Raw genomic sequence first — 17,600 nt, forward strand, 5'->3', positions numbered from 1 at the left:
TCGGACCCGGCGCTGCGGGCGCGGATCGTGGAGTTCCAGGACCAGCTGGCCGAGAGCGTGCGGGCCAAGGATGAGGCTGCGGAGGGGGCGGCGCCCGGCGGGCGTGTACTCGGCACGGCCATCATGGTGTCACGGCGAAACTCCCGACGCTAAAGGCGTGTTGACCGGGGCCGACACCGAATTGTTACGTACAATTTTGCGTCGAATTTGTGTCCGTCCGTACACTGACGTGTTGTGTCCTTCGCCGAAGCCACGATTTCGCGTCTGCCTAGGGTTATGCAGCCCTATTTGCTACGCCACCACGAACTGATCAAATTCGCCATCGTCGGCGGAACCACATTTGTCATCGACTCGGCGATTTTCTACACGCTGAAGCTGACAATTCTGGAGCCCAAACCGGTGACCGCAAAGGTGATCGCCGGCATTGTCGCGGTGATCGCGTCCTACGTGCTGAACCGGGAATGGAGCTTCCGCAACCGCGGCGGCCGCGAGCGCCACCACGAGGCGCTGCTGTTCTTCGCGTTCAGCGGCGTGGGGGTGCTGCTGTCCATGGCGCCGCTGTGGTTCTCCAGCTACGTGTTGCAGCTACGCGAGCCCATGGTGTCGCTGGCGGTGGAAAACGTCGCCGACTTCATCTCGGCCTACATCATCGGCAACCTGCTGCAGATGGCGTTCCGGTTCTGGGCGTTCAGGCGCTGGGTGTTCCCCGACCAGTTCGCGCGCGACCCGGAGAAGGCGCTGGAATCCGCGCTGACCGCCGGCGGCATCGCCGAGATCTTCGAGGACGAGATCGAAAAGGACAACGTCACGCTGCTGCGCGCCTGGCGCAACCGGGCAGGCCGGCTCGGTCAGCTGGGCGATTCCTCGGAACCCAGGGTGTCGAAGACTTCGTGATACAGCAGCGCGTGTACCTCGCGCAGCCGCGGAATGTCGTAGAACTCCAACGGATCTTGTGACGCCGATTCGATGATCAGCGTCCCGGTGCGGAACATCCGCTCGGTGATGCGGTCGCGGAATTCTACGCTGTTGATCCGCGCCAGCGGGATGTCGATCCCGGTGCGGGTGGCCACCCCGTGCCGAAACATCACCCGCCGGTTGGTCACCACGAAGTGGGTGGTCAGCCAACTCAGAAACGGCCACAGCGTCAGCCAGCCCACGATCACCAGCCAGACACCCCAGATGACGCCGTAGATGATGTTCTTGGCGAGCTGCTCGAAGTGCGTCGAGTTGAGGTACCCCGAGCCGAACGCGGCCAGTCCGGTCACCCCGATGAGCACCAGCACCGGCCAGATCAGCCGCTTCCAGTGCGGGTGGCGGTGCACGATGACGTGTTCGCCGGCGGCCAGAACGTTATCCGGGTAGCCCATGCCCGCAGACATTAGCTGCGCGCCGCGCCGATCCGCGCGCCATTAGCGCAAATGCACCACGTCACCGGCCGCGACGACGACGGTCTGCCCGCCGCTTTCCAGGCACAGCCGGCCCTGGTCGTCGATGGCGGTGGCGGTCCCGTCGACCTGTTTGCCGCCGGGCAGGTGCGCGCGCACCCGGTTGCCGAGGGTCAGGCTGCGAGCCCGGTAATCGGCGGCCAGGGCCCAGTCGGCCCCCCGCGCGGCGCGCCAGCCCACGATCCGCCGCCCCAGTTCGCGCAGCAGGGCCGACACCAGCCCGGTGCGGTCCGGCGCGGCGACCCCCAGGTCCAGCAACGACCTGAGCATGGGGGCGCCGGGCCCGTCGATCTCCTCGGCGGACTGAGTCACGTTGAGCCCCAAGCCGATTACCACGACGGGCTTGGCCACCTCGGCCAGAATTCCGGCCAGCTTGCCCGGCGAATCCGGCGGGCCGGCCAGCACATCGTTGGGCCACTTGAGACCGGCCTGCGCCCCGGTGCCCGCCAGCAGCGGCGTCACGGTGTCGACCACCGCCACCCCGGTGGCCAGCGGCAGCCAGCCCCATCCGGTGGTCGGGACGTCGACCACGCTGACCCCGACCGACATGGTGATCTGGGCCCGCGGCGTGGCCGACCAGCCGCGGCCGTGCCGGCCGCGCCCGGCGGTCTGGTGCTCGGCGATCAGCACGGCGCCGGCGACGTCGTCGCCCGCCGCGGCGCGCGCCAGCAGGTCGGCGTTGGTGGAGCCGGTCTGCTCGACGACCTCGAGCTTGCGCCAGCCCAGCCCGGTGCCGATCAACTCGGCGCGCAACGCGCCCTCGTCCAGCGGTGCTCGAAGGCGATCTCGTTCCGTCACCGCACCCAGCCTAGAACTCAGGGCCGACGGTCGCGCATGTCCAGCACGGCCAAATGGCTGAACAGCATGCTGGTTCCGATCGGGTTGCCGCCGCCGGGATACGCCGTGCCGCTGGGCGCGGCCATGGTGTTACCCGCCGCGTACAGGCCGGGGATCGGCGTGCCTTCCGCGTCGAGCACCCGCGCCGCGGTGTCGGTGCGCAGACCGCCCTTGGTGCCCAGATCGGAGATGCCGAAGGCGGCGGCGTGATACGGCGGGGAGTCGATGGGCACCAGCGGCGACGCGCCCGCCGAGAAGGCGCGGTCGAAGGCCTCGTCGCCGCGGCCGAAGTCCTCGTCGACACCGGCGGCGGCAAAACCGTTGAACCGCGCGACCGTCGCCACCAGCCGCTCGCCCGGCACGCCGATCTTCGCGGCGAGCTCGGTGAGGGTGTCCGCGGTGTGCCACAGGCCCGCCGCGACGTAGCGCTCGGTCTCGACGATGGAGACGTTGGCCGCCTTGACCGGCGGCACTTCACCCTCCTTATCGTCATAGATCATCCAGTAGGGCAACGTGATCGACCCGTCGGCCAGTTGGGCGATGATCTCGCGGCCGGCCCGGTCGTAGGCCCGGGACTCGTTGACGAATCGCTCGCCGTCCTGGTTGACGAAGATGCCGCCGGTGAACCACAGCGCGAAGGCGGACCGGCCGTCGGGATGGGTCATGCCCGGCGACCACCAGGCCTGGTCGAGCAGGTCGGTGTCGGCCCCCGCCGCGATGCCGGCCTGCAGCGCCAGGCCGCGGCTTCCCGGGCCGCCCATGGTGTCTCGCGACGTTCCCGGCACCCCGTACCGGCGGCGCAGCTCCTCGTTGGCCTCGAAGCCCCCGGCGGCCAGCAGCACCCCCCGGCGGGCCCGGATCGCGCGGCGCTCGCCGGCGGTCTCGACGATGGCGCCCGTGACGCGGCCGTCGGTCACCACCAGCTCCACCAGCGCGGCGTCGCGGCGCAGCGACGCCGTCGGGTACTGGCCGATGGCCTTGAGGAACCGCGCGATCAGGGCGCGGCCCCCGACGTAGTAGTCCGACGGGGGTTCGGCGCCGAGCCGGTCGGTGTCCAGCGGCCCGCGGATCGCCTCGCGGAACTCGGGGGCGGCGGCCACCGCCAGCGGCTTGGCAGCGATGTGGCGCTGGCCGTCCAGGCGCGCCTTCGGCGCCTTGCCGTAATAGTCGGGCCAGGGCAGCGGCACGAACTTCAGGTTCGGGTCGGCTTCCAGGTATTCGATCAGCCGGGCGCCGCCGCGCACATACGTTTCCTGCAGCTCGCGCGGCGTACGGTCACCGACCACCGCGCGGTAATAGGTGAGCGCGTCCTCGATGGTGTCGTCGGTACCCGCGCGCAGCAGCACGGGATTGCACGGGAACCACACGCCGCCCCCACCCGAATATGCGGTGGTGCCACCGAATTTCGACGTCGCCTCGACCAGCAGCACGTCGAGGCCCTCGCGCGCCGCGGTGTAGGCACCGGTCACGCCGCCACCGCCGGAACCCGCGACCAGCACGTCACATTCGGCCGCCCAGTCGACCATCGCTACTCCTGCGCCGCCGTCAATACGGTTTGGATCGCCGGCGCCAGCCGCGCGATCAACGTGTCGCTGTCCGCTTCCGTGAGGATCCGAACTCCCACGATTCGTCGTCCGACGACGATACCGACCAACATCGACGCCGCCAGACCGGCGCGCAGCGCCGCGTCGTCGGGATCGCCCGGTCGCGAGCGGATGCCGTCGAGCAGCCGGGCCTGGATGAACTCGCGGAGCTGCTCGTTGGCCCCGGTTTTTGCCGCACCTTCCGCCACGGCTCCACGCAACATCGCCAGCAACGGCTCCGAGTCCCGCGGGTCGCCCTCCCACACATCGAAAAATGCGCGCACCACTCGCTCCCCGAGGTGCTCGTCGGGACCTTCGAACGCGGATCCCAAGCGCGCCAATGCTTCCGGCGTGATCGACATGACCGCGCCGAACAGCTCGTCCTTCGACCGGAAGAACTGCATCACCAGCGACGCGTCGACCCCGGCGTCGGCGGCGACCCGCCTGATCGTCGTGGCGGCATAGCCGTCGGCGGCGAACCTGGCGCGAGCCGCGTCCAGGATGGCCTGCCGGGTGGTGTTCGCCCCCGGCCGGCGCCCGCGGCGCCCGGCGGCGACGGGCTTGGTGGTCATGGCGTCGGGTGAACCGGCAACTGCAGATACGAGCCGCGCGATCCCCCGGTGTGGACGACGTGCTGCCCGCTGTTGCGCGGCGCGTATTCGCGCAGTCCCGGCATCCAGGTGCCGAACAGGTTCCGCGCGCTGATGATCAGCCGCAGCTGCTCGCCGGGGTAGAACACGAGACCGATTGGCAGCAGCTCGATTTCGACCTCGACCACCTCGCCCGGAGTCAGCTTCTGCACCCGGTCGAAGCTATGCACGGGAACCTCATCGGTCGACGCAGCCTCGTCGCGATGGCGCATCGACACCCGCAAGCGGCCGTCGGAGCCCTTATACCGCAGGATCGACGCGCCCCGTTCGGTGAGGTCGTGGACTCGCGCGCTCTGATTGGGCACGGTGAACTGCTGCAGCGGCGTGCCGTAGCGGTCCAGCTTCTGGACGAAGACGAACAGGTCCATGTCGTCGGCGTCGGTCGCCTCCACCCACAGCCGCGCCTTCGGGTAGCCGACCAGCGTGGTCCGCCCGTCGAAACGGACCAGAAACGAGACGAAATTCGGGTCGGCCTGTGCGGCGGAACCAGCCGGGTAGGCCGCGGTCGACGCCGCGGCAGGGATCTCGGTGCGCAGCGTTCGCGACGCGCCGTCCAGGTAGTACTTCGTGTAGGTGACCCCCGGCGGGGGGAACTGCTGCGCGGGCACACCGACCTGGTCGCCCCCCTCGAGGTCGAGCAGCGCGTAACGCACGCGCGGAGTCTGCTCCCAGCCGTTGTCGGCGCCCTTCAGAAAGTGGTCGAAGAACCGCCGCAGATCCTCCCTGTTCGTTTCGTCGTAGTAGTCCGGCCATTCCTGGCTGTTGTGGATGCGCAGCCACTTCTGTGACGACCCGAGGCGACGCCAGGCGCGGAACGTCCCCGCCGTGTGCAACGAGTTGGAGTAACTGGCCACGACGTACGCCGGCACGGTGACCCGCTCGACGCGCGGGATCTTGTTGCGCCACAGGTCGCTGAGCAGCGGGTAGCGCTCGGCCTCGGCGAGGATGTCCTCCTTGCGGCCCTTACCCCGGTAGCTGTTGTCCCGGAGCTGCCGGGCGAACCCGGTGTCGGGCATGCCGCCGCGCATCACCAGGTCGCGGTAGACGTCGCTGACGCCTTCCCAGGGGTTGATCGCCGCCAGGTGCGGCGGCTGCTCGGCGGCGGCGAACCACTGGGCGACCGCGAGGTAGGAGGTGCCGCTCATCGCGACCTTGCCGGTGCACCAGTCCTGGACGGCCAGCCACTCGATCAGGTCGTAGCAGTCCCGGCCCTCCTGGCGATCCCACAGGACGCTGTCGCCGTCGCAGTCGGAGACCCCGCGGACATCCGGATTGCAGATCGCGTAGCCCTGCGCACACCAGTAAGCCGGGTCGGGGCCTTCGAACTTGTGCAACCCCGACACGATGTCGTTGGCCAGGCCGACCAGCCCGAACACCCCCATCGCCGCCGGGGCGCTGCCCTCCCCCTTGCCGTACGGGCTCCACGCCACGATCACCGGCACCTTCTCGTCGCCCGGCGGTCGCAGGATGTCGACGTACGTGGTGACGCCGTCGCGCATGGTGACCGCCACGTCCTTGTCCAGCACGATGTCGACCGGCAACTCCCGGAATGCCGGCGCGAGCCGAAAGCCGGCCGGCAGGGTGCGGGTGCCGGGATCGAACCCGCTCAGCACGCCGTACCTATCACCCGGTTGCAGCGGATGAGACGGCATGAACAGCATCTCGTCCCGGGAGTCGTCGGAAGCCACTCCTGCACCCTATGGCCCGGCGGACTAAAACTCAACGGCTGTTTATATTCGCGAATCGCCGTCGACTACTTAAGGGCTGCTTAAGGGAGACCGACAGGGCTGCCGATAACATCGCTGCCATGACGAGCGTTACCGACCACACTGCGGAACCCGCTGCCGAACACACCATCGACATCCACACCACCGCGGGCAAGCTCGCCGAGCTGCACAAGCGCCGCGAAGAGTCGCTGCACCCGGTGGGCGAAGAGGCCGTCGAGAAAGTGCACGCCAAGGGCAAGCTGACCGCCCGCGAGCGCATTCTCGCCCTGCTTGACGAGGATTCGTTCGTGGAGCTCGACGCGCTGGCGCGGCACCGCAGCAAGAACTTCGGCCTGGAGAACAACCGGCCGCTGGGCGACGGCGTGATCACCGGCTACGGCACCATCGACGGCCGCGACGTGTGCATCTTCAGCCAGGACGCCACGGTGTTCGGCGGCAGCCTCGGCGAGGTGTACGGCGAGAAGATCGTCAAGATCCAGGAGCTGGCGATCAAGACCGGCCGCCCGCTGATCGGCATCAACGACGGCGCCGGCGCGCGGATCCAGGAGGGCGTCGTCTCCCTGGGCCTGTACAGCAAGATCTTCCGCAACAACATCCTGGCGTCGGGCGTCATCCCGCAGATCTCGCTGATCATGGGCGCCGCCGCGGGTGGGCACGTCTATTCCCCCGCGCTGACCGACTTCGTCGTGATGGTCGACCAGACCAGCCAGATGTTCATCACCGGCCCCGACGTCATCAAGACCGTCACCGGCGAGGACGTCACCATGGAGGAACTGGGCGGTGCCCACACCCACATGGCCAAGTCGGGCACGCTGCACTACGTCGCCTCCGGCGAGCAGGACGCCTTCGACTGGGTCCGCGATCTGCTGGGCTACCTGCCGCCCAACAACGCCACCGACGCGCCCCGCTACGCCGAGCCGCACCCGCCGGGCGCCATCGAGGACAACCTCACCGAGGAGGACCTCGAGCTGGACACGCTGATCCCGGACTCCCCCAACCAGCCCTACGACATGCACGAGGTGATCACTCGGATCCTCGACGACGACGAGTTCCTGGAGGTCCAGGGCGGCTACGCGCAGAACATCATCGTCGGATTCGGCCGCGTCGAAGGCCGGCCGGTCGGGATCGTGGCCAACCAGCCGACGCAGTTCGCCGGCTGCCTGGACATCAACGCGTCGGAGAAGGCCGCCCGGTTCGTGCGGACCTGCGACTGCTTCAACATCCCGATCATCATGCTGGTGGACGTCCCGGGCTTCCTGCCGGGCACCGGCCAGGAGTACAACGGCATCATCCGCCGCGGCGCCAAGCTGCTGTTCGCCTACGGCGAGGCCACGGTCCCCAAGATCACCGTCATCACCCGCAAGGCCTACGGCGGCGCCTACTGCGTGATGGGCTCCAAGGACATGGGCTGCGACGTCAACCTGGCCTGGCCGTCGGCGCAGATCGCCGTGATGGGCGCCTCGGGTGCGGTCGGGTTCGTCTACCGTAAGCAGCTTTCCGAGGCGGCCAAGGAGGGCAAGGACGTCGACGCGCTGCGCCTGCAGCTGCAGCAGGAGTACGAGGACACCCTGGTCAACCCGTACGTCGCCGCCGAGCGGGGATACGTCGACGCGGTGATCCCGCCGTCGCACACCCGCGGCTACATCGGCACCGCGCTGCGCCTGCTGGAACGCAAGATCTCCCACCTGCCCCCCAAGAAGCACGGGAACATACCACTGTGAGCGAGACGACCGACAACGTGCAGACCGACGTGCCGGCCGACGCGGAAGCCCACGCGGCACCCCACGAGCCGCACATCCAGATCCTGCGGGGTGAGCCCACCGCCGAGGAGGTGGCCGCCCTGGTCGCGGTCCTGGGTTGCGCCGGTGGCGCGCCGGAGCCCGAACAGCCCGAGCGGACCCGTTGGGGCCTGCCGGTCGACCGGCTGCGGTTCGCGATGACGAACTATCAGCGGCTCACGTTCCAGCAGATGACCCACATGAGGCATTGACCCGCCTGGTGCTGGCGTCGGCCTCGACCGGCCGGCTCAAGGTGCTGCGCCAGGCCGGCGTCGACCCGCTAGTCGTGGTCTCCGGCGTCGACGAGGATGCCGTCGCCGCCGCGCTGGGCCCGACCGCGTCGCCCGGTGACGTGGTGTGCGCCCTGGCCGAAGCCAAGGCCCAGCGGGTGGCCGGCGGGCTGGACGGTGATGTCGCGGCCGATTGCGTTGTGGTGGGCTGTGATTCGATGCTGTCGATCGACGACCGGCTGTGCGGCAAGCCCGGGACGGCCGAGGCCGCCGCGAGCCAGTGGCGCCTGATGGCCGGCCGCTCCGGTGAGCTGCACACCGGGCACTGCCTGCTGCGGCTGCGCGACGGCGCCATCACCCACCGCGAAGTCGAATCGCGTTGCACCACAGTTCATTTCGCCACCCCGTCGGAGGCGGACCTGCGGGCCTACGTCGCGGACGGGGAACCGCGTCACGTGGCGGGCGGGTTCACCCTGGACGGCCTGGGCGGCTGGTTCGTCGACGGCATCGACGGCGACCCCTCGAACGTGATCGGCGTCAGCCTGCCGCTACTGCGGTCGCTGCTGGAGCGGGTCGGGCTGTCGGTGTCCGCGCTGTGGACGGCAGCGCCGAGCCGCTAAATCCGCAGGCCCGCTCCGCCTTCGGCGCCGAAGTACATGTCGGGCCCGAACCCTAGGGTCAAGCCATGACCACGTGGAGCGAGTTCACCGCCCAAGCCCCGCGCATCGCCGGCATCTTCACCCGTCGCCATCGAGCCAGCGGCAACCTGTGCATGCTGGCCACCCTGCGCTCCGACGGCTTCCCCCGGATCAGCCCGATGGAGCCGCGGATCTTCGAGGACGAGTTGTGGCTACCGGGAATGCCGGCCACCACCAAGTTCCTCGATCTGGCGCGCGACCCGAGGTTTTGTCTGCACACCGCGACCGTCGACACCGAGGTGACCGACGGGGACGCGAAATTGTGGGGGCTGGCCCGCGTCGTTCCCTACGGCGCGGTGCACCGGCGCTTCGCCGAGGCGCTGTTCTCCGAAACCGGATTGGACCTGCGCGACCAGCGATTCGACCTGCTCGGCGCCGATGTCACCGGGGCATCGGCGGTCGAGGTCCGAGACGGCCACCTGGATGTCACCATCTGGAATCCCGGCGTGCCCGAGCGGGTGGTCCGCAAGCACTGACCTGCTGGCCGTTTCGGAGCTGGCGGTAGGCTCGGCAGTGTGGCATTACCCTCCGATCCAAGCCCGACATTGTCGGCCTACGCCCACCCCGAGCGCCTGGTCACCGCCGACTGGTTGTCCGCCAACCAAGGCGCCCCCGGCCTGGCGATCGTCGAATCCGACGAGGACGTGCTGCTCTACGACGTCGGCCATATCCCCGGCGCGGTGAAGATCGACTGGCACACCGACCTCAACGACCCCCGGGTCCGCGACTACATCGACGGCGCGCGGTTCGCGGAGTTGATGGACCGCAAGGGCATCGCCCGCGACGACACCGTGGTGATCTACGGCGACAAGAGCAACTGGTGGGCCGCCTACGCGCTGTGGGTGTTCACGCTGTTCGGCCACCCGGACGTGCGGCTGCTCAACGGCGGCCGCGACCTGTGGCTGGCCGAACGCCGGGAGACCACGCTGGACGTCCCCACCAAGACCTCCAGCGGCTATCCCGTCGTGACCCGCAACGACGGGCCCATCCGCGCCTTCAAGAACGACGTGCTGGGCATTCTCGGCAGCCAGCCGCTGATCGACGTGCGCTCGCCGGACGAGTACACCGGCAAGCGCACGCACATGCCCGAGTACCCGGAGGAAGGCGTGTTGCGCGGCGGCCACATCCCCACCGCGCGGTCGATCCCGTGGGCCAAGGCCGTCGACGAGAGCGGCCGCTTCCGCAGCCGCGAGGAACTCGAGGAGCTGTACGGCTTCATCGAGCCGGACGACAAGACCGTCGTGTACTGCCGCATCGGCGAGCGGTCCAGCCACACCTGGTTCGTGCTGACCCATCTGCTGGGCAAGCCCGGGGTGCGCAACTACGACGGATCGTGGACCGAGTGGGGCAACACGGTGCGCACGCCGATCGTGGCGGGTGAAGAGCCGGGCACCGTTCCGGCCTGATGGCGGCGCCGCGATGACCATGCCCGCTCCCCTGGCCGAGGTGGTGTCCGACTTCGCCGAAGTCGAGGGCCAGGACAAGCTGGCGCTGCTGCTGGAATTCGCCAACGAGCTGCCGGCGCTGCCGCCCGACCTGCAAGAGGCGGCCATGGAGCCGGTGCCCGAGTGCCAGACGCCGCTGTTTTTGCATGTCGACGCCAGCGACCCCGACCGGGTGCGGCTGCACTTCAGCGCGCCCGCCGAATCGCCCACCACCCGTGGGTTCGCGTCGATTCTGGCCACCGGTCTGGACGAGCAACCCGCCGCCGCGATTTTGGCGGTGCCCGAGGATTTTTACGCCGACCTGGGCCTGGCCGCTCTGATCAGCCCGCTGCGTTTGCGCGGGTTGTCGGCGATGTTGGCCCGCATCAAGCGCAGGCTGCGCGAGTCGTCCTGAAAAAAGGTGGGCCGCCTCGTCGGGCCCAACGGCGCGGCGCTTAGACTTCCCGAGAACTCGTTGTAAGAAATTCTCTTAGAGAAGCCCGCAGAAATACGTCTGCGGTTATGCCAAACAGGAGGCGCTGTGGCTAGTCACGCCAGCTCGAGGATCTCCAAAGTGCTCGTCGCCAACCGCGGCGAAATCGCTGTCCGGGTGATCCGCGCGGCCCGCGACGCGGGCCTGTCCAGCGTGGCGGTGTACGCCGAGCCCGACGCCGACGCGCCGCACGTGCGTCTGGCCGACGAGGCGTTCGCGTTGGGTGGTCAGACGTCGGCCGAGTCCTACCTGGACATCGGCAAGCTCCTCGACGCGGCGGCCAAGTCGGGCGCCAACGCCGTCCACCCCGGCTACGGGTTCCTCTCGGAGAACGCCGATTTCGCCCAGGCGGTGCTGGACGCGAACCTGATCTGGATCGGGCCCAGCCCGCAGTCGATCCGCGACCTCGGTGACAAGGTCACCGCCCGCCACATCGCCGCCCGCGCGCAGGCGCCGCTGGTGCCCGGCACCCCCGACCCGGTCAAGGACGCCGACGAGGTGGTGGCCTTCGCCAAGGAGTACGGCGTGCCGATCGCCATCAAGGCGGCGTTCGGCGGCGGCGGCCGCGGCATGAAGGTGGCCCGCACCATCGAAGAGATCCCCGAGCTGTTCGAGTCGGCCACCCGCGAGGCCGTCGCCGCGTTCGGCCGCGGCGAGTGCTTCGTCGAGCGCTACCTGGACAAGCCGCGCCACGTGGAGGCCCAGGTGATCGCCGACCAGCACGGCAACGTCATCGTCGCCGGCACCCGCGACTGCTCGCTGCAGCGCCGGTTCCAGAAGCTGGTGGAGGAGGCTCCCGCGCCGTTCCTGACCGACGCGCAGCGCAAGGAGATCCACGAGTCGGCGAAGCGGATCTGCAAGGAGGCGCACTACTACGGCGCCGGCACCGTCGAGTACCTGGTCGGCCAGGACGGCCTGATCTCCTTCCTGGAGGTCAACACCCGCCTGCAGGTCGAGCACCCGGTCACCGAGGAGACGGCCGGCATCGACCTGGTGCTGCAGCAGTTCAAGATCGCCAACGGCGAGAAGCTGGACCTCACCGAGGACCCGACGCCGCGCGGGCACGCCATCGAGTTCCGGATCAACGGCGAGGACGCCGGACGCGGCTTCCTGCCCGCGCCCGGCCCGGTCACCCGCTACGACATCCCGACCGGACCCGGCGTGCGGCTGGACTCGGGTGTGGAGGCCGGTTCGGTCATCGGCGGCCAGTTCGACTCGATGCTGTCCAAGTTGATCGTGTACGGCGCCACCCGCGAGGAGGCGCTCGCCCGCTCGCGGCGCGCGCTGGACGAATTCCACGTCGAGGGTCTGGCCACGGTCATCCCGTTCCACCGGGCCGTGGTGTCCGACCCGGCGTTCATCGGTGACGGCGAAAGCTTCTCGGTGCACACCCGCTGGATCGAGACCGAGTGGAACAACACCATCGAACCGTTCACCGGCGGCGAGCCTCTCGACGAAGAGGACGCCCGGCCGCGCCAAAAGGTGGTCGTGGAGGTCGGCGGCCGCCGGCTCGAGGTGTCGCTGCCCGGTGACCTGGCGCTGTCGAACGGCGGCGCCGCCGATCCGGCCGGAGTCATCCGCAAGAAGCCCAAGCCGCGCAAGCGCGGGGCGCACGCGGGTGCGGCCGCCTCCGGCGACGCGGTGACCGCGCCCATGCAGGGCACCGTGGTCAAGGTCGCGGTCGAGGAGGGCCAGGAGGTCGCCGCGGGCGATCTGGTCGTGGTGCTCGAGGCGATGAAGATGGAGAACCCGGTCACCGCGCACAAGGACGGTGTCATCACCGGACTTGCGGTCGAGCCCGGCGCCGCCATCACCCAGGGCACCGTGCTCGCCGAGATCAAATAGCGCTCCCTGAGAGATTTCCCAGACACGTTGTAGGCCCTGGCTACCGCGAGTAGGGTTGCGGGCAAGGTTGAGTTCACAGCCGCCCGGGATACGTTTGTGACGTGGGTAGGCGGAATTCCCTTCATCTGGCGAATTTCCTTCGCGCGGCTTACGTATCGACATAACAAATCCCCGCAGGGGATATGGAGTCAACAATGTCTGTGGCCCAATCCTGGCAACAAAGCCGCACAGCACAATTCACCGCGCGCTGGGGCCCGACGGGCACCCTGATCACGGTCGACGGTGAGCTCGATGCGGCCAACGCCGACCAACTCGCCGCCTACGTGCGGCAGAGCACCAATCGTTCGCGGCGGGTGATCCTCGACCTACGCGGCCTGAAATTCATTGGCACTGCGGGCTTTTCCGCCCTGCACCGGATCAACGTGGCGTGCTCGGCCGCCCAGGTGTCCTGGGCCATGGCACCCAGCCCGGCGGTGGCGAGGTTGTTGCGGGTCTGCGACCCCGACGCCACGCTGCCGGTGACGACGCCGCGGGCCGAGCCGCTGCTGGAGCCGCTCCGCGTTGACGACGACGACGAAGAGCCCCGGGCGCTACTGCAACTGGTCCCGGAGCCGCGTTAGCGACTTCGCCAGCAGGCGCGACACGTGCATCTGGGAGATGCCGACCCGCTCGGCGATCTGGGTCTGTGTCATCGACTCGAAGAACCGCAGCACCAACACCGTTCGCTCCCGCTCGGGCAGCGCCTCGAGCAGGGGTCGTAGCGATTCCTGGTCCTCGATGCGGTCCAGCCCGGTGTCGACGTCACCCAGGGTGTCCGCGATGGCGCGGGCTTCCTCTTCCTCGCTGCCGCCGCCGCTGTCGATCGACAACGTGTTGTAGGAGCTGCCGGCCACCAGGCCCTCGACCACCTCTTCGCGGTCCATTTCGAGCTCGGCGGCGAGTTCGGTCGCCGTCGGCGCCCGGCCCAGCCGCTGCGACAGGTCGGCGGTGGCGGTGCCCAGGCGCAGGTGCAGTTCCTTGAGCCGCCGCGGGACCTTGACCGACCAGCTGTTGTCGCGGAAGTGGCGGCGGACCTCGCCCATGATCGTCGGCACCGCGAAGGACACGAAGTCCGACCCGGCTTCGACGTCGAAGCGGACGACGGCGTTGACCAATCCGACGCGCGCCACCTGGACCAGGTCGTCGCGCGGTTCGCCGCGACCCTCGAAGCGGCGCGCGATGTGGTCGGCCAGCGGCAGGCAGCGCTCGACGATCTTGTCCCGTTGACGTTGGAATTCCATGGAGTCGGGCGTGATGTCGGCCAACTCACGGAACATGTCCGGAACATCGGCGTATTCGTTCGGACGTGAAACCGAACCGCCGGCAGCTCGCGCTGTCACCTGCTGGAGGCCGCCCGTCGCGCCGTCAGCGTGATGCCGAAAACACTGCCGGTTTCATTGGGTTCGCGACCGTCATGGAAAGTCTGGACGTCGTCGGCCAACGACGTCAGCACGTGCCAACTGAAGCTGCCGGGCGCCACCACGTCGTGGGTGTCACATGCCGCGGAGGCTTCCACCACCAATTGGTCGTCTTGCGGGTCGACCACGACGATCAGGGTCGCGTCGGGAGTGGCCGAACGAATCAACCGGGTGCACACTTCGTCGACCGCGAGCCGCAGGTCCGCCACCGCGTCGAAATCCAGGTCCTCGAAGGTGCCGATGGCACCGACCAGGGTGCGCAGCATCGCGAGGTTCTCCAGTCGCGCAGCAACGTGGAGCTCGACGGCGCGGTGGCCGCGCGGACGCTTGTTAGCGTGCAATCCAGCATCGTTCATATGGTCTCCCGGCAATGTTTGACTGACACTACTACTGCTTCGCAGCCCACCGTGGACCTCGCGCTCGAGCCGGTTAGTCATGATCGCCGCCGGGTATTCGGCCCGATGTGCGTGGGCCTGACACGACAGACACAGACGCGACGCGCCGGTACACGCGCGTCGCGGTGATCGCCGGGGTCACGCTGGTCGTCTTGCTCCTGGTCGCAGTGGGCATTTATGTCGGTGTGTTCGTGATGTTGTCCCCCATGATGGGGTGACCACGCAAACGCAACCGTTCCGGCACTCATCATGGTGCAGACCTGATACCCACAAGTCCGCGGCCGTAACCGCCGATTCGGCTTTCATGCGATATTTCACACAGCGCGGCGTCCGGGCAGGTCACCGGCGAAAAAGGCGGCCGAGTCGGTGCCGGATCGGCGGCCCTAGCTGGCCGGCCACTGCCGGTGCACCTCGGGATGTTCGGTGTACCAGCGATCGGCGATCCGGCGAATCCTGCGGTGCTCCACCGCCAGCCAGGCCAGCCCCAGCACCGTGGCGATGACCGCGACGACGCCCGCGGTCATGCCCTCGTGGTGATGTCCGCTGCCGAAGGCCGCCAGACTGCCGCAAGCCCCGATCACGCCCGCGACGACTAAGAGGTAGCCAGGCCAGTGCAAGACGTCGATCAGCGACTCGCCGGCGAGCGGTCGCGTGGTCCTCAGATGGTCGACGGGGTCATGGTAGGTGTCTCCCATAGCTGCTCCTCACCGCACCATCAACGTTAGAGCGCGGGAGAACAAACCTAAAGAGCCAGTACCGGCCCTGCGATCGGAGCGACACCCATGGCGACCATCAGCGCCATCGCCGTCAGCAAGAACCAGCCCGCGCCGTGCCAACCCCACCAGGTCCCCTCGGCCTTCCACACCCGATAGGTGCGCACGAACGCCCAGACCCCGGCGACCAGGGCGATGAGCGGGCCTCCGAACGCCAGCAGGGTGCGCTGGGGCGGACCGCATGCCACGGTGTCCACATTCACCCCCGGGCAGGTACTCACCCACACCGCCGCGATCAATAGGAAGCCGACGGCAGCGAGCGTGGCCAGCACGGTGAACCGGACGGCGGCCAGCACCTCGCCGTCCTCCTGTCCCAGGCGATCACCACCTGATCGCGCATCCGCTTTCTGCATCGTTGTCACCTCCCCTTCGGGGCCTCACGCTTATCTTTTATTCGTTCGCCGCGTCGCATTGGTTACCGCGCTAGCTTCTGGGCAGCAGTCGCGCGCTGGTAGCAGCGGAAGGCGCAGGGGTTCAAATACCCCGCGGCAAACCGGGGTAAACCGGCTCGGCGTGAGGTCAACGCGCTAATTCAGCGTCCGCAGCGCGGTGCGGATGGCGCGGATCGCGGCGTCGATCTCCGCGCGCGAGACGGTCAGCGCCGGACGGAACCGGACACCGTCGTCGCCCGAGGGCAGCACGATCACCGCGCGCCGCCACAACAGGCGGATCAATTCGTCGCGGTCGGCGGCGCTGGGCAGGCTGAACGCGCACATCAGACCGCGCCCCCGGGGGTCGAGCACGACGCCGGGAAATTCCGCGGCGAGCTCGTCGAGGCGGTCGCGCAGGTGGGCGCCGTGCTCGGCGGCGTGCGCGAACAGGTCGTCGGCCTCGATCACCTCCAGGATGCGGCGGGCGCGCACCATGTCGGCCAGGTTGCCGCCCCACGTCGAGTTCAGCCGCGACGGGACCGCGAAGACGTTTTCGGCGACCTCGTGAACCCGGCGGCCCGCCATGATCCCGCACACCTGGGTCTTCTTCCCGAACGCCACCACGTCGGGCGGCACGCCCAATTGCTGGTAGGCCCACGGCGTTCCGGTCAGGCCGCAGCCGGTCTGCACCTCGTCGAAGATCAGCAGGGCGTCGTGGGAGTCGCACAGCTCGCGCATGGCCGCGAAGAACTCGGGCCGGAAGTGACGGTCGCCGCCCTCGCCCTGGATGGGCTCGGCCACGAAGCATGCGATGTCGTGCGGGTGTGCTTCGAAGGCCGCCCGGGCCTGGCGCAGCGACTCGGCTTCGAGCGCCGCCATGGCCGCCCCGTCCAGGCCGGGCCGGAGGAACGGGGCATCGATGCGCGGCCAGTCGAACTTGGGGAAGCGGGCGACCGTTGCCGGCTTGGTGTTGGTCAGCGACAGCGTGTATCCGCTGCGACCGTGGAAGGCGCCGCGAAGGTGCAGCACCCGGGTGCCCAGCCCGGGATCGATCCCGCGGGCTTCGTTGAGCCGGCTCTTCCAGTCGAACGCCACCTTGAGCGCGTTCTCCACCGCCAGCGCGCCGCCGTCGACGAAGAACAGGTGCGGCAGGGCCGGATCGCCCAGCACCCGGGCGAAGGTCTGCACGAAACCGGCCATCGCGACCGAGTACACGTCGGAGTTGCTCGGCTTGTTCAGCGCGGCCTGGGTCAGCTCGGCGCGAAATTGTTCGTCGCCGGCCAGCGCGGGGTGGTTCATGCCCAGCGCCGACGACGCGAAGAAGGTGAACATGTCCAGGTAGCGCCGCCCGTCGCGGGCGTCGTACAGGTAGGAGCCCGCGGAGCGGGCCAGGTCGAGCACGAAGTCGAAGCCATCCACCTGAATGCTGCGCGCCAGCACCTCGTGCACCCGTTCGGGCTCGGTGCGCCGGCCGCTGAAGCGGTCCAGGGTGGCGGTCATGGCGCTCATGGTAGCCGATTTTTACGGAATCATGAGGGATGCGCCGTATATTTTATGGTATTCGTTGCCTATCGGTGTAAAAAGTATTCAATATGATGGTGCTTCGCGTCCTGACGTTCGCGGTGGTCCGGATCCGCTGCAGCAGGTCTTCCAGCGCCCGGGCGGACTCGACACGCACCAGCAGGACGTAGCTCTCCTCGCCGGCCACCGAGTGACACGATTCGATCTCCTCGATGTGTTCGAGGCGGGCGGGCGCATCATCGGGTTGAGAGGGATCCAAGGGAGTGATGGCCACGAACGCCGACAGCAGGTGCCCGACCGCCTCCGGGTCGATGCGCGCCGAGTATCCCGAGATCACCCCCCGCGCCTCGAGCCTGCGCACCCGCGACTGCAC

The 17,600-nt window shown here is 68.6% G+C and carries 20 protein-coding genes; 9 read left to right on the top strand and 11 right to left on the bottom strand.

Going from position 1 to position 17,600, the window contains the following annotated elements:
- The first annotated feature begins 234 nt into the window (after positions 1 to 234).
- A complete protein-coding gene (locus tag A9W96_RS04715; RefSeq protein ID WP_066868524.1) occupies positions 235 to 894 on the top strand; it encodes a GtrA family protein in 660 nt (219 codons plus the stop codon).
- On the opposite strand, the gene A9W96_RS04720 is transcribed toward A9W96_RS04715, so the two are convergent.
- Genes A9W96_RS04720 through A9W96_RS04740 form a run of 5 tightly spaced genes read right to left on the bottom strand, consistent with a single transcriptional unit; the run spans position 849 to position 6,203 of the window.
- On the bottom strand, positions 849 to 1,367 hold the full coding sequence (locus A9W96_RS04720; protein ID WP_066880556.1) for a PH domain-containing protein: 519 nt from the start codon (positions 1,365 to 1,367) through the stop codon (positions 849 to 851). The two genes, A9W96_RS04715 and A9W96_RS04720, sit on opposite strands and share 46 nt — an antisense overlap.
- Before the next feature lie 42 nt (positions 1,368 to 1,409).
- On the bottom strand, positions 1,410 to 2,243 hold the full coding sequence (locus A9W96_RS04725) for a biotin--[acetyl-CoA-carboxylase] ligase (protein ID WP_066868527.1): 834 nt from the start codon (positions 2,241 to 2,243) through the stop codon (positions 1,410 to 1,412).
- Between the two features lie 17 nt (positions 2,244 to 2,260).
- Positions 2,261 to 3,808 carry an FAD-binding protein gene (locus A9W96_RS04730; protein WP_066880552.1) on the bottom strand — a complete coding sequence of 516 codons (1,548 nt, stop codon included), beginning with the start codon at positions 3,806 to 3,808 and terminating at the stop codon, positions 2,261 to 2,263.
- 2 nt (positions 3,809 to 3,810) lie between these two features.
- Positions 3,811 to 4,437, bottom strand: coding sequence for a TetR/AcrR family transcriptional regulator (locus tag A9W96_RS04735; RefSeq protein ID WP_066880550.1), 627 nt, complete (start codon positions 4,435 to 4,437; stop codon positions 3,811 to 3,813).
- Entirely contained in the window at positions 4,434 to 6,203 is a 1,770-nt protein-coding gene (locus A9W96_RS04740; RefSeq protein ID WP_197499400.1) for a CocE/NonD family hydrolase, read from the bottom strand. Before A9W96_RS04740 ends, A9W96_RS04735 begins: the two co-directional genes overlap by 4 nt.
- A gap of 119 nt (positions 6,204 to 6,322) precedes the next feature.
- Here A9W96_RS04740 and A9W96_RS04745 point away from each other — a divergent pair, with 119 nt between their 5' ends.
- The 8 genes from A9W96_RS04745 (at position 6,323) to A9W96_RS04780 (ending at position 13,330) form a co-directional block, all read left to right on the top strand.
- The gene (locus tag A9W96_RS04745) at positions 6,323 to 7,963 is read left to right on the top strand and encodes an acyl-CoA carboxylase subunit beta (RefSeq protein WP_066868533.1); all 1,641 of its coding nucleotides are present in this window, start codon (positions 6,323 to 6,325) and stop codon (positions 7,961 to 7,963) included.
- Complete coding sequence (locus A9W96_RS04750) at positions 7,960 to 8,232, top strand: acyl-CoA carboxylase subunit epsilon (RefSeq protein WP_369806899.1); 273 nt, start codon at positions 7,960 to 7,962, stop codon at positions 8,230 to 8,232. The genes A9W96_RS04745 and A9W96_RS04750 overlap by 4 nt, the downstream gene beginning before the upstream one ends.
- Positions 8,229 to 8,870 carry a nucleoside triphosphate pyrophosphatase gene (locus A9W96_RS04755; RefSeq protein ID WP_066868535.1) on the top strand — a complete coding sequence of 214 codons (642 nt, stop codon included), beginning with the start codon at positions 8,229 to 8,231 and terminating at the stop codon, positions 8,868 to 8,870. The genes A9W96_RS04750 and A9W96_RS04755 overlap by 4 nt, the downstream gene beginning before the upstream one ends.
- 65 nt (positions 8,871 to 8,935) lie before the next feature.
- Complete coding sequence (locus A9W96_RS04760; RefSeq protein WP_066868537.1) at positions 8,936 to 9,424, top strand: pyridoxamine 5'-phosphate oxidase family protein; 489 nt, start codon at positions 8,936 to 8,938, stop codon at positions 9,422 to 9,424.
- A gap of 39 nt (positions 9,425 to 9,463) precedes the next feature.
- Positions 9,464 to 10,354: a sulfurtransferase gene (locus tag A9W96_RS04765; RefSeq protein ID WP_067138188.1), complete on the top strand. Its 891-nt coding sequence runs from the start codon at positions 9,464 to 9,466 to the stop codon at positions 10,352 to 10,354.
- Positions 10,355 to 10,367: 13 nt separating this feature from the next.
- Entirely contained in the window at positions 10,368 to 10,787 is a 420-nt protein-coding gene (locus tag A9W96_RS04770) for a SufE family protein (RefSeq protein WP_066880546.1), read from the top strand.
- A gap of 126 nt (positions 10,788 to 10,913) precedes the next feature.
- Positions 10,914 to 12,710 (top strand): acetyl/propionyl/methylcrotonyl-CoA carboxylase subunit alpha, encoded by a 1,797-nt coding sequence (locus A9W96_RS04775; RefSeq protein WP_066868542.1) that lies wholly within the window; start codon positions 10,914 to 10,916, stop codon positions 12,708 to 12,710.
- Between the two features lie 182 nt (positions 12,711 to 12,892).
- The gene (locus tag A9W96_RS04780) at positions 12,893 to 13,330 is read left to right on the top strand and encodes an STAS domain-containing protein (protein WP_066880544.1); all 438 of its coding nucleotides are present in this window, start codon (positions 12,893 to 12,895) and stop codon (positions 13,328 to 13,330) included.
- Here A9W96_RS04780 and A9W96_RS04785 read toward each other — a convergent pair.
- The 6 genes from A9W96_RS04785 to A9W96_RS04810 all read right to left on the bottom strand — a co-directional run.
- Positions 13,301 to 14,089, bottom strand: coding sequence for an RNA polymerase sigma factor SigF (locus tag A9W96_RS04785; protein ID WP_067138190.1), 789 nt, complete (start codon positions 14,087 to 14,089; stop codon positions 13,301 to 13,303). The two genes, A9W96_RS04780 and A9W96_RS04785, sit on opposite strands and share 30 nt — an antisense overlap.
- The gene (locus A9W96_RS04790; protein ID WP_007773234.1) at positions 14,086 to 14,523 is read right to left on the bottom strand and encodes an ATP-binding protein; all 438 of its coding nucleotides are present in this window, start codon (positions 14,521 to 14,523) and stop codon (positions 14,086 to 14,088) included. The genes A9W96_RS04785 and A9W96_RS04790 overlap by 4 nt, the downstream gene beginning before the upstream one ends.
- Positions 14,524 to 14,945: 422 nt before the next feature.
- Entirely contained in the window at positions 14,946 to 15,257 is a 312-nt protein-coding gene (usfY, locus tag A9W96_RS04795; RefSeq protein ID WP_066868549.1) for a protein UsfY, read from the bottom strand.
- Positions 15,258 to 15,304: 47 nt separating this feature from the next.
- Entirely contained in the window at positions 15,305 to 15,688 is a 384-nt protein-coding gene (locus A9W96_RS04800; RefSeq protein ID WP_066868551.1) for a hypothetical protein, read from the bottom strand.
- A gap of 174 nt (positions 15,689 to 15,862) precedes the next feature.
- The gene (gene lat, locus A9W96_RS04805; RefSeq protein ID WP_067138197.1) at positions 15,863 to 17,206 is read right to left on the bottom strand and encodes an L-lysine 6-transaminase; all 1,344 of its coding nucleotides are present in this window, start codon (positions 17,204 to 17,206) and stop codon (positions 15,863 to 15,865) included.
- A 52-nt stretch (positions 17,207 to 17,258) separates the two neighbouring features.
- A partial coding sequence (locus A9W96_RS04810; RefSeq protein WP_067138192.1) for an Lrp/AsnC family transcriptional regulator occupies positions 17,259 to 17,600 on the bottom strand: 342 nt, incomplete at its 5' end.

Source organism: Mycobacterium sp. 1245852.3 (genome assembly GCF_001669335.1).
GTDB lineage: Bacteria > Actinomycetota > Actinomycetes > Mycobacteriales > Mycobacteriaceae > Mycobacterium > Mycobacterium europaeum_A.

Coding starts and splice junctions, on each gene's coding strand:
- A9W96_RS04730 (WP_066880552.1), bottom strand. CDS start 3,808: ATGGTCGACTGGGCGGCCGAATGTGACGTGCTGGTCGCGGGTTCCGGC.
- A9W96_RS04760 (WP_066868537.1), top strand. CDS start 8,936: ATGACCACGTGGAGCGAGTTCACCGCCCAAGCCCCGCGCATCGCCGGC.
- usfY (WP_066868549.1), bottom strand. CDS start 15,257: ATGGGAGACACCTACCATGACCCCGTCGACCATCTGAGGACCACGCGA.
- lat (WP_067138197.1), bottom strand. CDS start 17,206: ATGACCGCCACCCTGGACCGCTTCAGCGGCCGGCGCACCGAGCCCGAA.
- A9W96_RS04800 (WP_066868551.1), bottom strand. CDS start 15,688: ATGCAGAAAGCGGATGCGCGATCAGGTGGTGATCGCCTGGGACAGGAG.
- A9W96_RS04745 (WP_066868533.1), top strand. CDS start 6,323: ATGACGAGCGTTACCGACCACACTGCGGAACCCGCTGCCGAACACACC.
- A9W96_RS04780 (WP_066880544.1), top strand. CDS start 12,893: ATGGAGTCAACAATGTCTGTGGCCCAATCCTGGCAACAAAGCCGCACA.
- A9W96_RS04790 (WP_007773234.1), bottom strand. CDS start 14,523: ATGAACGATGCTGGATTGCACGCTAACAAGCGTCCGCGCGGCCACCGC.
- A9W96_RS04770 (WP_066880546.1), top strand. CDS start 10,368: ATGACCATGCCCGCTCCCCTGGCCGAGGTGGTGTCCGACTTCGCCGAA.
- A9W96_RS04735 (WP_066880550.1), bottom strand. CDS start 4,437: ATGACCACCAAGCCCGTCGCCGCCGGGCGCCGCGGGCGCCGGCCGGGG.
- A9W96_RS04720 (WP_066880556.1), bottom strand. CDS start 1,367: ATGGGCTACCCGGATAACGTTCTGGCCGCCGGCGAACACGTCATCGTG.